The sequence below is a fragment of the Carboxylicivirga mesophila genome, from assembly GCF_018271975.1.
GTDB classification, from domain to species: domain Bacteria; phylum Bacteroidota; class Bacteroidia; order Bacteroidales; family Marinilabiliaceae; genus Carboxylicivirga; species Carboxylicivirga mesophila.
In genome coordinates, this window is record NZ_JAGUCN010000016.1 from 106421 (window position 1) to 119005 (window position 12585).

Annotated in this window: 12 protein-coding genes; 5 read left to right on the forward strand and 7 right to left on the reverse strand. The window is 41.6% G+C overall.

Features of this window, described 5'->3' with window-relative positions; translation table 11 throughout:
* Positions 1-57: 57 nt before the first annotated feature.
* The 6 genes from queA to KEM09_RS14330 form a co-directional block, all read right to left on the reverse strand.
* Complete coding sequence (gene queA, locus KEM09_RS14305) at positions 58-1107, reverse strand: tRNA preQ1(34) S-adenosylmethionine ribosyltransferase-isomerase QueA (protein WP_212229321.1); 1050 nt, start codon at positions 1105-1107, stop codon at positions 58-60.
* A gap of 155 nt (positions 1108-1262) precedes the next feature.
* Positions 1263-1976: a tRNA pseudouridine(55) synthase TruB gene (gene truB, locus KEM09_RS14310; RefSeq protein ID WP_212229323.1), complete on the reverse strand. Its 714-nt coding sequence runs from the start codon at positions 1974-1976 to the stop codon at positions 1263-1265.
* A gap of 21 nt (positions 1977-1997) precedes the next feature.
* Positions 1998-2792: an undecaprenyl-diphosphate phosphatase gene (locus KEM09_RS14315; protein ID WP_212229325.1), complete on the reverse strand. Its 795-nt coding sequence runs from the start codon at positions 2790-2792 to the stop codon at positions 1998-2000.
* Positions 2793-2808: 16 nt separating this feature from the next.
* Positions 2809-3060, reverse strand: coding sequence for a DUF3098 domain-containing protein (locus tag KEM09_RS14320; protein ID WP_212191869.1), 252 nt, complete (start codon positions 3058-3060; stop codon positions 2809-2811).
* Between the two features lie 41 nt (positions 3061-3101).
* Positions 3102-3980: a cell division protein FtsX gene (locus KEM09_RS14325; protein WP_212229327.1), complete on the reverse strand. Its 879-nt coding sequence runs from the start codon at positions 3978-3980 to the stop codon at positions 3102-3104.
* A 106-nt stretch (positions 3981-4086) separates the two neighbouring features.
* The gene (locus tag KEM09_RS14330; protein WP_212229329.1) at positions 4087-4995 is read right to left on the reverse strand and encodes a glycosyltransferase family protein; all 909 of its coding nucleotides are present in this window, start codon (positions 4993-4995) and stop codon (positions 4087-4089) included.
* A 114-nt stretch (positions 4996-5109) separates the two neighbouring features.
* On the opposite strand from KEM09_RS14330, the gene KEM09_RS14335 reads away from it, so the two are divergent.
* The 4 genes from KEM09_RS14335 to KEM09_RS14350 are packed head-to-tail and all read left to right on the forward strand — an operon-like array spanning position 5110 to position 9220.
* Positions 5110-6588, forward strand: a complete 1479-nt coding sequence (locus KEM09_RS14335; protein WP_212229330.1) for a polysaccharide biosynthesis C-terminal domain-containing protein — start codon at positions 5110-5112, stop codon at positions 6586-6588.
* Positions 6589-6621: 33 nt separating this feature from the next.
* Entirely contained in the window at positions 6622-7389 is a 768-nt protein-coding gene (locus KEM09_RS14340) for a class I SAM-dependent methyltransferase (protein WP_212229331.1), read from the forward strand.
* Positions 7386-7973: a class I SAM-dependent methyltransferase gene (locus KEM09_RS14345; protein WP_212229332.1), complete on the forward strand. Its 588-nt coding sequence runs from the start codon at positions 7386-7388 to the stop codon at positions 7971-7973. The genes KEM09_RS14340 and KEM09_RS14345 overlap by 4 nt, the downstream gene beginning before the upstream one ends.
* Positions 7973-9220, forward strand: coding sequence for a glycosyltransferase family protein (locus tag KEM09_RS14350; protein WP_212229333.1), 1248 nt, complete (start codon positions 7973-7975; stop codon positions 9218-9220). The genes KEM09_RS14345 and KEM09_RS14350 overlap by 1 nt, the downstream gene beginning before the upstream one ends.
* Positions 9221-9668: 448 nt before the next feature.
* Here the strand turns inward: KEM09_RS14350 and KEM09_RS14355 are convergent, their stop codons facing one another.
* Positions 9669-11903, reverse strand: coding sequence for a helix-turn-helix domain-containing protein (locus KEM09_RS14355; RefSeq protein ID WP_212229334.1), 2235 nt, complete (start codon positions 11901-11903; stop codon positions 9669-9671).
* 151 nt (positions 11904-12054) lie between these two features.
* Between KEM09_RS14355 and KEM09_RS14360 the strand changes: the two genes are divergently transcribed.
* Positions 12055-12582 (forward strand): YkgJ family cysteine cluster protein, encoded by a 528-nt coding sequence (locus KEM09_RS14360; RefSeq protein ID WP_212229335.1) that lies wholly within the window; start codon positions 12055-12057, stop codon positions 12580-12582.
* Positions 12583-12585 lie beyond the last annotated feature (3 nt).

Here is a 12585-nt window from a genome sequence, read left to right on the forward strand (position 1 = left end):
GCTATAAAAACAAAAAGCCGGTATTGCAACCGGCTTTATTAGTAATATATGAGTTAATTAGATGATTAACATGGCATCACCATAGGTTCCGAAGCGGTACTTCTCTTTCACAGCAATGTTGTAGGCATCCATTACAAAATCATAACCACCAAATGCTGCCACCATCATTAGTAAAGTGGAGAGAGGCAGGTGAAGATTGGTTATCATGGCATTGGCCACCTGAAATTCGTAAGGCGGGAAGATAAATTTATTGGTCCAGCCCTCAAATGGCTTCACATGTCCATAAGTTGATACAGAGCTTTCCAGTGTGCGCATAACCGTTGTTCCAACGGCGCAAACACGCTTTTTACGGTCTTTACCCTGGTTGATTATTTCTGTAGCTTTTTCGGTAATGAAAATTTGCTCTGAGTCCATTTTGTGCTTGGTCAGATCCTCAACATCCACCTGGCGGAAGTTACCTAAGCCAACATGTAATGTAATTTCAGAGAAGTCGATGCCTTTGATTTCAAGTCGCTTCATCAGCTCGCGGCTAAAGTGCATACCTGCTGTTGGTGCAGCTACAGCTCCTTCGTGCTTGGCATAAATGGTCTGATAGCGCTCTTTGTCCTCAGGAACTACTTCGCGATTAATAATCTTTGGCAGTGGTGTTTCACCCATACCATAGAGTGTTTCTTTGAATTCTTCGTATGAACCGTCGTATAGGAAACGCAGGGTACGACCGCGAGATGTAGTATTATCAATTACTTCGGCTACCAGATTATCATCATCGCCAAAATACAGTTTGTTACCAATTCGAATTTTACGGGCCGGATCTACCAGTACATCCCATAAGCGTTGCTCACGGTTAAGTTCGCGTAACAGGAATACCTCGATTTCAGCGCCGGTTTTTTCTTTGTTACCATATAATCTGGCCGGAAACACTTTGGTGTTATTAAAAACCATTACGTCCTGATCGTCGAAATAGTCAATAACATCTTTAAAAATGCGATGCTCAACCTCTTTGGTTTGGGTGTTAAGCACCATTAAACGTGATTCATCACGGTTTTCTGCAGGATGCAGTGCAATTAGCTCTTCCGGTAGTTTATACTTAAACTTTGATAACTTCATATATGTTCGTTTTACTAATTTGCTGTACGCTAATAAATAAACACAAAGAAAATCACCTCACGCTTACGCAAGATGATAATTAATTATTGTTTGTTCTTTGTAATGCAATAGTAGAAAATTAATGCCAATCAGGCCTACCTTATACGAGGCATTTTTCATTTTGTTGCAAAAGTAGCAAGATTTTTTTCAAAATCCTCAATTGTGATAGAATCAACAAGTTGATAAGGGCCAATACGCGTTCGGATGAGGCCGGTCAGGTGAGCGCCGGAATTTAAATCAAAACCAATATCTCTGGCTAAGGAGCGTATGTAGGTGCCCTTGCTGCACGAGACGTCCAGCTTTAAATCCGGATTACTCCAGCTCAGTATGTTTAGTTCACTAATATTAATTTTTCGGGCTTTCAGCTCTATTTCTTTACCTTTACGGGCCAGCTCATAGGCTTTTTGTCCGTTTACCTTCAACGCCGAGAACATGGGCGGGATTTGCTCAATCTCACCAGTAAACCTGGCGATGGTTTCATGCACCATCTCATCTGTAATATGCTCGTAAGGATAATGCTTGTCGGGCTCCATCTCCAAATCGAAAGAAGGGGTTGTTGCTCCAAGGCGCACGTCGGCAGTGTATTGCTTATCCATGCCGAGAAACTGGTCAATTTGTTTAGTGGCTTTACCGGTACAAACAATCACTAATCCTGTTGCCAGGGGATCAAGCGTGCCGGCATGGCCTACTTTTATTTTCTTGATGCCCAGGTAACGCTTTAATGAGAGTCTGATTTTATTAACAATGTCAAATGATGTCCATTCTAAAGGTTTATTGATTAATAAAACCTGTCCTTCACGAAATCGCTCTTCACTATATTCGATATGCATTGTAATCAGCTAAAAATATTATTAAAAGAATAATTGGTGCACAATGGCAATTAGGCCAACTATGGCACAGTAGATAGAGAAGTAACTAAGTTTGCTGTTTCTCACCAACTTAATCATCCATGTGCAAGCTAACAGTCCAGTTATAAATGCCGCTATAAAACCAACTATGACGGGGATAACTGATACATCGGACGTGGTAAAGTCACTTGAAAGCAAATCTTTAGCCATTTTGCCCAAAATTAATGGCACCACCATCAAGAATGAAAAGCGGGTAGCCCTGGTACGGTCAATACCCAGAATAACCGAAGTGGAGATGGTGGCTCCTGAGCGTGATATACCTGGCAGAATAGCAATGGCTTGAGCAATACCGATAATGATAGCGTGCATATAAGAAACGCCCTTTTCGGTTGTTTTGGCTTTATCGGCCAAAAATAAAAGGGCAGAGGTAACCAATAACATCATACCCACTAAAAGGATCTGGCTTTCAAAAAGGGCTTCAATTTGATCGTTAAAAGCAACTCCAACAAAAGCTGCCGGAATCATTGATACAATAATCTTGAGTGAGAAAATCGTTTGTTCATTCCACTTAAACTGGAACAATCCCTTCAAAATCTCTGCAATTTCTTTTCGAAAAACAACAATGGTACTGATGGCAGTGGCGCCATGCAGCATAACTGTCATAAACATACTCTCTTTGGCTACGGCATTGGCTCCAAATATGGCCTTGGCTATTTCGAGGTGGCCGCTGCTGCTTACCGGCAAAAACTCAGTAAGCCCTTGGATGATTCCAAGGATTAAAGCTTCAAAAATTCCCATAAATCAATCAGTAATATTAGTTGTCGGTTTTAGGTTTTTTCATGATGGCATAGATCTCAAACAGAAAACCAAATAGCACAACAATTGGTGCCAGTGTGATGCGTCTGAAGCTGAAGATTTCTTCATTAAAAACGGTTGGATCTTCACTTCTGCCTCCAATCATTAATACAAAACCTAAAATGATAATGCCAAAACCAATGGCCAGTAGTATGTAATTTTCTTTTGCCAAGGCAAATTGAAATTTCTTATCCTGTTCTTTTTGTGACATGCTAATGTGTTTAATATAAAATGTCTTTGACCTCTGGAATGCTAAAAATACAAATCATCGGTACGTAAATTTAAATACTTGTTAACGGCAAAAAATGTTGAAATAAGTGTTATGAAAATGCCCAATGCAATAACTATTCCAAATAGAACGAGGATAAGATCCATGTTATTGAAGCCAATGACACCGGCCAATTCCTGACTGCTAAAATAGATGAGTATGGCTAATAGAGATATGGCCAGTACAGCACCAACAAACCCGTGCAATACACTTCCCCAGAGGATAGGTCGCCTGATAAAACTCTTAGTAGCGCCAACCAGTTGCATCGTCCTTATAATAAAACGTTTGGAATAGACTGATAGTCGGATGGTGTTGTTGATAAGAGCAACGGCTATTAATAAAAGCATCAGGGCAAAACCTGAAAGAATCAGTGCAATGCGTCGCACATTCTGATGTACCAGGTGGATAAGGTTTTTCTGGTAGATGACTTCCTTCACTTGCGGAAACTCCATAATTACCTCTTCCACTTTCACCAGGCTGTCGGGGTTGGCATATTCGGCAAAAAGCTTAACGTCAATAGAGGATAGAAGTGGGTTGTAACCTAAAAACTCCACAAAATCCTCACCCAGCTCGTTTTTTAACTCATCAGCTGCACGATCTTTATCAATGTATTGTGTTTGTTTGATAAAAGGGGAGGTGCTAAGTAATTTCTCCAGACGTTTGACTTCAGCCTCACGGGCATTGTCTTTAATGAGTACTGTAAAGCCAATGTTTTCTTTTACGTATGTAGACAGGCGCTGGGCGTTGAGCAGCAACAAACCAATGATGCCCAGCAGAAATAGAACCAAGGCTATACTAATGGTTGTTGTGATATACGAACTTCGCAGCTTACGTCCGCTTGTTATGTGATTTGTATTTGCCATTTGCTTGAATTAGTGCAAAAATATAAAATGCCTTTGGATGAGTGAGAAAAGATGGCAATTAATCTTTGAATTAACAAAAATTAATAGGCCAGTCACCTCAAAGAGCTTATAGTTTAAGTAGTGAGATGTATGCCATCCGTTTGTAAAAATTAATCAGCTGGCGGATGAGCGAGTTGGCCCAAAATTTCCTCACGCGTTTGGCGATTGCTTCATGCTCTTTAGGAAAATGCTCAATGTGAATGACTTTGTTATTGCTGGTATGCCCGTAATAGGAAGAGGAGGTAGAATGTGTTCCTGAGCCGTCAGTGCCGATGTGTTGCAACATCGATTCTTTCGGATAAACGCATAAACTGTTCTGTAAAGAGGCCGCGTAGGAAAACCTGATAGACCATGAGTCGATTTTGCCCACTTTCTGATGCAGAAGCATGGGTGTTAAATCTATGCCACCTTTGTTAAAATGCTTGCGTTGTGGTTTGGATTGGATAAACTCGTTAAAACCTTCCATCGACCAGTCTACACTTTCCCAGCGATCGCGCCAGGTGCCCCAGCCATAGGAACTGGTTCGGGGAAACAGATACAGATCGTCTGCAAAGTGTGCCGGGTATTTAATGGGCGGACTATAGGCACTGGTTGAGAATATTTGTTGATGGTCCTCGAAATAGTCCAGCATTTTGTTTTGGTTCTCCAGAAAACTATCGGCGCAAACCAGATCATCTTCCAAAACGATGACTTTACCATGCTTCTGAATAACCTCCGTTACACCCGAGATGATGGAACTGGCCAGCCCCATGTTAAATTTCCGCTGAGAGATAGTGACTGATTTAAAACCTTTCACCCCTTGTAGTACCGAACGCACCTCATTTACCAGGCAGGCTTCTTCTTCGTTTCTGGGGCCATCGCTAAAAACGTATAAGTTAGTCTCTGATGCCAGGCGACAAGCTTTCAGGGCTTCAATGGTTGCAGTGGTGTGTTTGGGACGGTTGAAACAAAAAAGAATGACGGGAGCAAGTTCCATTGCTGTTTTGGTTTGATGATAGATTTGATTGACCTGATTCCAAAAATATGCAAAATCAATTAACCATTAAGAGAAATTACGTTTCTTTGTTATGAAATCATAGTAAATCAGGCTTTGGGCATAGTCATTAAACAAACAATTAAAGGATCGTTTTACGCCTATCTGGGGGTAATTATTGGAGGCGTTAATGTAGCGATTTTACTGCCGCTGTTATTTTCTGAAGCCCAGATTGGATTGGTTAACATCCTGGTTTCCGTCTCCGCCATTTTAGCACAAATCAGCTGTTTGGGCGGTAACGGCATCATTAGCTATTTCTTTCCGCGTTTTCACGATAAAGCCAGCGTGCAAAAGGATTTCTTTTCGTTTGTGTGGATTTATTCCATGCTTGGTTTTGCAGTGTTCTATAGCTTATTTTTGTTGTTTGGTGATCATTTGTTAGCTGGTAAATCGGCCGATGCTCAGACATTGAGGGAATACAGCGTGATGCTGTTTCCGCTTACCTTTTTCACCCTCGCGTTTTTGCTGGTGGATACGTTTGCATCTTCAACGCTTAATGCTACCATCGGCTCATTCTACAAAGAATTGGTGATGCGTCTGGTCAATACGGCTTTGATTGTACTATTTTATTTTGAGCTGATTGATTTCCGACTTTTTATGTGGTTGTATGTTGCCAACTTTGCTATACCTGTTGTCGCCATAACCGTACATCTTTTCAGAAAGCGTGAAATATCATTATGTTGGCCATCGAAAACCAAGTATCTGCCACACCTAAAAACAATGGCGAGTATTGGTATTTTCTTTATTTTAAATGGCTTGAGTAATTCATTGGCTATCTACATCGATAAACTTATGATTACATACTACCTGGGCCTAAAAGAAACAGGTATTTATTCCATCACCAACTTTATCGGTACCGTGGTGCGAATTCCGCGTTTGGCCATGGGCAAGATTTCGACACCTATTATTGCACAGGCGTTAAACGATGGCGATTATAAATCTCTTGAGAAGTTTTTCCGGCTATCGGTGCTGTCGCAGGTCATTGTTGGGCTGCTGATATTTATTCCCATCTGGATTAATATTGATATTTTTCTGGCATTGTTACCACCATCGTACCTCGAAGGAAAGATGGTTGTCTTTTACATCTCGCTCTCGTTTTTGGTAACGTGCTTTTTGGGCATAGGCATTCAGGTTATACAGTTATCAAAGCATTATAAGTTAATCACCTATTTTAATCTAATTGCAGGTATCGCAGTGGTTGTACTCAATGCGTTGTTTATACCAATCTGGGGCATTACGGGTGCAGCTTCGGCAACGCTTGCCTCAAAGGTGCTGTTGGTTATTTTATTCCTTTTTGTGCTTCATAAGCGTTTTCATTTCAGGGTGTTGTTTGCCGATAGTGCGTTGGTAGTACTTATTTCATCACTGGTTATTGCTGGAGCTCTTTACCTGCCAGTTGGCCAATTTGTTGAACAGAAGTTTGTTAATGGCGGCATTAATATTATCATCCGAACAGTAATTACGCTGGCTGTGTGGGGCTTGGCTTTAAAAGTTACGGGATTATTTAAAAGGGTTAAGTTCAAGGAAATTGTTTAATCCTTATATTGCACCCTTGTAAATCAAAAATTGATGAGTTTAAATTCCAATATACATTTTTCGAAAGACCAATTATGGAACGATTACGATAGTACCGGTACTATTGCAGATAAGAAGATTCCATGGGTGCTTCGTAACATTCCGCCGGATGTAAAAAGTATATTGGATGTAGGCTGTGGCAATGGCATCATCACCAATGTTCTGAATGAAAGTTACCAGGTGAAAGGTGTCGACTTGTCAGAGGCAGCACTGAAGCAGGTGAATTGTCCAACAGTACAGAGTAGTTCAGACAATATTCCTTTGGAATCGGAGAGTGCCGATATGGTGTTTTCGAGCCAACTGCTGGAGCACTTGACCAATGAACAATTGACGGGCACTGTTAAGGAATTTAAGCGTTTGGCTGCAAAATATCTGCTCATCACGGTGCCACATAAGGAGTTTTTAAAAATCTGCGAAGCGAAATGCCCTTCTTGTGGCCACGTATTCAATACTAACGGGCATTATCAAACTTTTGATATTCATAGATTGAAACAACTGTTTGGTGATGAGTATGAACTGGTCCATCATGATTTGGGAGGTAATCTCCATCGAGGTTATCATCCGGCGCTGATGCACATCCGCCAGAATTACGGCAACCGATACTTTAATCCACCCAATTATACCATGTGCCCTCACTGCAACAACGACAGCTTTCCGCTTAAAAAAGGAAACCTGATTTCGAAGGTTTGCAATGGACTCAATAGAGTGATTGCACCAAAATCGCCCTATTGGATTTTAACCTTATTCAGAAAGAAACTATGATGATTCACCGGATTGAGGACAGGTTCAGACTAACCGAACAATTCTTACATAAAACACTGGGGAATGCCAGTTGTGAAATATTAGATATAGGCGCCAGAAACCGTATGTCGGAATACCTGCTTAGCAAAGACTTTAAGGTGGAAAGCACCCATGAAGGAATTGATTTTGATATGCTGAATGATGAGCTCAAAGCATATGAACAGAAGGAAGTGACCACAGCCTTTGAAGTGTTGGAGCATCTGTTTGATCCGATGAACTTCCTGAATAAAATACCAACCGATAAACTCATACTAACCGTGCCTCTGCAATTATGGTTTAGTAAACCCTACATGCATGTTCCAATTAAGGATGGCGGACACGTGGCATATGGTCATTTTCATGAATTTGTGATAGAGCAACTGCATATGGTGCTGGATAAAACCGGGTGGAAGATTATTTACGATGAGAAATGGAAGTCGGCTCCACGAGTGCCTCTTGGCATCAGGCCCTTATTGCGCTATTTCTATCCAAGTGTATATGCTGTCTATTGCGAAAGAACAGAACCTTATCAAACCGGCAACTACAAAATAACAAAACCTGCATAGTGACTAATCAACAGAAGGAAATAATTGTTATCTCCCGCAACTTCCCGCCTTTGGGAGGTGTTGGTACCCGACGATGGAGTAAGTTTGCCAAATACCTGGCCAATAAAGGCTATTTGGTACATGTTATTACCATCGATTATAAATACAAAGACACGGTTAACTGGAGCCACGATGTGGACCATCCAAATATTGTGGTGCATCGCCTGAAGAGTGCTTATCCTAACTGGTTATTGCGTCATCGTAAGCGTGGGTTTATAGCAAAAAAGTGGTTCGAACTGGTGAATCTTTATTACCGAAACACCAGTAATTGGATGGATAATGCGCAAGGTTGGGAGAAAGAGCTGATTCCTTATGTGCGGAACCTAATCAGGAAAAATGGGATTAGAAATGTGGTGGTAACAGCCGCGCCATGTTCGGTGGCGTATATGACCAGCATTATTAAGGTCGAGAATCCGGAGATTAACTTTATTGTTGATTTCAGGGATAAATGGAACGATGAACCGCAGTATGCTTATGGCACAGCTATTAAATCGTTTAAGCGGAAGGAGAAATCGGTTCAGATGGAACTCCAAACCATGTTGATGGCGGATAAGATTATTGTAACAACCAATACCATCAGGCATAATTTTTCATCCATTTACAAAACGTGTGCATCAAAGTATATCACCATTCATAATGGGTATGATGCTGACGATTATAAAGTAGATTGGCAGCAGGCTGGACGAAATGACAAGCAACTAAAACTGGTCTATTTTGGATCGCTGTTGGGGGGACAGCCAGAAGGATTAGATTTGATATATAAGGCCATTCGTGAGCTGAATGATCCATTCTTTAGGGAATCGTTTAGGATTGATATTTATGGGGTGGCATCTGCCGGTTACCGCAATCCCGATCCTGATACCTGTTTCTTTAAACCTTTGATTAAGAGTAGCGAAGTGGCAACGGTTCTCAGTCAGTATGATGGTGGGTTATCCATTCTGGAGATGAAGCGCTCCAATGTGTTTGCCACCAAGGTATTTGATTATATGGCCATGAAAATGCCAATCCTGCATGTTTCAAATAACGGGGAACTTTACCAGCTTTTGGAAGAAAAGGGGCAGTATGTTTCAAATTACAATGTTGAGAATATGAAGCATACTCTACTTAGACTAAAGCAGGATTTTCTGGATAAGAAAACCCCAGAGTTTGATTTTGAAGCTTTTAACATAGCTTCGCATACTGGAAAGCTTGAAAAACTATTTGTGTAGTTCTTATTGGTTGCTGTTCGCTATAAGGAAACAGCTTTCGGCTATTACTTATACTGCCAGGCGTGGTATGGTATAATATTCATATAACTTCTATCCATCGCCGGATAGAGGATAAGTAACGGTCTGATAGAGGAATTAAGTTTCGTAGAATTATTGATATTAAGATTGTTGTGGCATAATATTTGCTCGAATTCGGCGTAATCTTAACCCTAATTTTTATGAGCAAATCTATCCCAAGTAAACTGACTAGCCTATTTAAATCATCTGATTTTCCATATGTTGTATTACTTTACCAATTGGTATTGTTGATAATAATAACATTGCTGATTATTTTTTAAATGTTCCTTAACCAATAAAAACTTCACCTCTGGCATAAACTTTCCATTCATAGATTCCTGATTTGCAGAGGTGGAGTTTTATTTTTCTATAATCAGCTAATTGGCTGATGCTACAAAACCCCGTCAGACTGTAACCAGGCCTGTACATATTTAATTTGCGGATAGGAGTACTTATGCTTCAGGTGTTCTTTGATTTCTGAAAGGGCGTTGCCGTCGCATGCCTTTATCCCTTTAGCAATCACTTCCCGGGCTTCAAAATCGACGAAATCATTGAGCGAAAGAATGTTTTCCTGGATGCATTTGGCCAGATGCGATTCAATGGTTGTTTTAACAAGGCCTCGTTCTTTGGCAATGGAAGCTACATCATGCCCCTGTTTGTAGAGGGCGCAGGTAACCAGGTGAGTGGCTACTTTGGGCGTTTTTACGGCTTTTTGTTTGCTGGGTGCTGATGGTTTTTTGTCTGACTGCTGCTTAAGATTGGGCTGGTCAATATCTTCCTTATTAACATCTTCTCCACTGTGTGCTGAAGCCAGTAGTGTTTTAGCCTTAAGCATCTTTTGAACCAGTCCAAAGTATAAAGCAGCCAACTCCTGTAGCTCATTTGTGTATTTCTTCACACCCTTAATCCCTTTCAGTTCTTCGATGTGTTCTATGATTTTCGAGTGTGATGTTTTAATGGCTGGTTGAAAGTAGCCGATGGCTTTATCTACCCGTTCGCTCAAAAGGGAGAGGTAATCGTCGTTGGAGCTGTTGATAATGCGACTAACCTGTGCCCGAAAGCTATTGGCCACCTGTTGCAGGGGTTCTGCTGATTCTATCAGGCTTGCGGCCCAGTCTTTATATTGCTGCTTTTTAGAGCGTCTTTCATCTTTACTATACGATTGAACGTGCTGGTGCAAGGCCACTATCAGGTCATTAAAATCAAAGGCCTGCAACACAAACTGATTAAAGTAATTCTGCGATTCTTCCTTTAGAATAGGCGTTAGCTCATCGGCATCCATCTTTCGATCAACAAAATGACGAAGTGACTCATCGGCACTGATGCCCTGCTGTGGTATGGGCGATAGCAAAACCAATCCATCGAGGGATGTTAAGCGCGAGAGAGCCACATAAATTTGCCCGGCCGCGAAGGCTTTACCTACGTCAATAATAGCTTTTTCAAAAGTGAGGCCCTGACTTTTGTGAACCGTAATGGCCCAGGCCAGCTTTAAAGGGTATTGCTTAAATTCACCCACCACTTTTTCTTCCACTTCATTGGTGTCTTTGTTGAGGCTGTATTTCTTGTTTTCCCAGGTATAGGGTTCCACGGTTACGGCATCGCTTCCGTCCGTAAAGCTGACTTCAATTTCATCGCGGCTGATGTGCGATATGGTGCCTATTTTACCGTTGAAATACCGTTGCTGCCCCGAGAAATCATTTTTGATGAACATCACCTGGGCACCCTTTTTAAACTGCACGGTAGGCTGCAAAGGGTATTGATGCTCCTTGAAATCCCCTTTTATTTCCGACTGAAAGGAGAAGGTCTGGCCATTTAATTCATCCAGACATGCTTTGTTTTTAGCATCGGCAATGGCATTGTGGGTAGTTAGCTGAATGTAGCCATCGTTGTTGTGTTGGTTAAAACTGGGCTGATGGTAGCGGTTCAATAGCTCAATATCGGCCTGTGTCACCTGGTCATCTCTGAAGTGATTCAATAGCTGAACAAAGGTCTGATCCGACTGGCGATAGACTTTTTGCAGTTCGATGTGAACAGGATGATGGTGTTGCAACACCTGGGCGTCAAAAAAGTAGGGGCTTTTATAGTAGCGACTCAGGTAGCTCCATTCTTCGTGTTTGGTGACAGGTGGTAACTGTAACATATCACCAATAAACAATACCTGGAGACCGCCAAAGGGCTTGTTCTGACTGCGGCGTACGTAGCGGCAAATCAGGTCGATGGCATCCAGCAGGTCGGCTCGTAACATACTCACTTCGTCAATCACCAGCAGCTCCATTTGTTTAATAAGGTTGCGCTTAACCTTGTGCATCTGCAGGTTTTTGATGATTGATCGCGGGGTGTTAAAGTGCGCCAGTGTTTCCATGCGTGTGGTGTCAATGCCACTATTATCGGGTATAAAAGCACCAAATGGCAGTTGAAACAACGAATGCAATGTGACACCACCTGCGTTGATGGCGGCAATGCCAGTGGGGGCGGCTACCACCACATTTTTATGTGTATGAGCCTTAATGCGATGCAGCAGGGTAGTTTTACCGGTACCTGCTTTGCCCGTCAGAAATACACTGCGATTGGTGGTGTTAATATATTTGGAAACAATGGATTGAAGGTCTTCTGTAGGTGCACTCATCGAAAAATGATTAATAATCGGGCAAGATACAGGAAAAATGCGCTTGGTGCAAAGTCTCCCTGCCATGCCTTGGGGCTTCGTTTCTTTATTGACACTTTGATTAGTAAGATACGAATCATAAAAACTACCTTTGCGGAAAATGATTGATGATATGGCAACATTGGATAATTATAAAGCACTTAGAGAGGAAATTGATGCAGCAACTATTAAGCTATGGGATGAACATCATAACAATATGGCTTGCAAAAAGGGCTGCGATAAATGCTGCCTGAATTTTGATGTATTTCCCATCGAGTTTGACTATATCAAACAGCAGGTTGAAGAGAATTATCCGGAAGTTTTAAATCAATCGTTATCACCTGATTCTTTCGGTGAGGAAGACAAGTGCCTTTTCTTAAAAGACCACCAGTGTAGCATTTATACTGCCCGTCCAATAATCTGCCGTACCCATGGCTACCCGTTGTTATATATGAACGAAGCCGGCGATCAATGGGAATTATCGCACTGCGAACTCAATTTCACACAGGTGGATGAAGATTACTTTAACGAGGATAATTGCTATGCGCAGGATACCTTCAACAGCCGCCTGTTTATGATGAACAAGGAATACATCAAGACGGCCCATCCGGATAAAGGCGAGTTTGATTTGATTCCTCTGGCTGATCTTCTGAAGAGATAAGTT

What these genes read in the sequence shown, in the direction of transcription:
- KEM09_RS14330 (WP_212229329.1), bottom strand. Translation starts at nt 4,995, where the DNA reads ATGGAACTTGCTCCCGTCATTCTTTTTTGTTTCAACCGTCCCAAACAC.
- KEM09_RS14315 (WP_212229325.1), bottom strand. Translation starts at nt 2,792, where the DNA reads ATGGGAATTTTTGAAGCTTTAATCCTTGGAATCATCCAAGGGCTTACT.
- KEM09_RS14325 (WP_212229327.1), bottom strand. Translation starts at nt 3,980, where the DNA reads ATGGCAAATACAAATCACATAACAAGCGGACGTAAGCTGCGAAGTTCG.
- KEM09_RS14345 (WP_212229332.1), top strand. Translation starts at nt 7,386, where the DNA reads ATGATGATTCACCGGATTGAGGACAGGTTCAGACTAACCGAACAATTC.
- KEM09_RS14355 (WP_212229334.1), bottom strand. Translation starts at nt 11,903, where the DNA reads ATGAGTGCACCTACAGAAGACCTTCAATCCATTGTTTCCAAATATATT.
- KEM09_RS14320 (WP_212191869.1), bottom strand. Translation starts at nt 3,060, where the DNA reads ATGTCACAAAAAGAACAGGATAAGAAATTTCAATTTGCCTTGGCAAAA.
- KEM09_RS14360 (WP_212229335.1), top strand. Translation starts at nt 12,055, where the DNA reads ATGGCAACATTGGATAATTATAAAGCACTTAGAGAGGAAATTGATGCA.
- truB (WP_212229323.1), bottom strand. Translation starts at nt 1,976, where the DNA reads ATGCATATCGAATATAGTGAAGAGCGATTTCGTGAAGGACAGGTTTTA.
- KEM09_RS14340 (WP_212229331.1), top strand. Translation starts at nt 6,622, where the DNA reads ATGAGTTTAAATTCCAATATACATTTTTCGAAAGACCAATTATGGAAC.
- queA (WP_212229321.1), bottom strand. Translation starts at nt 1,107, where the DNA reads ATGAAGTTATCAAAGTTTAAGTATAAACTACCGGAAGAGCTAATTGCA.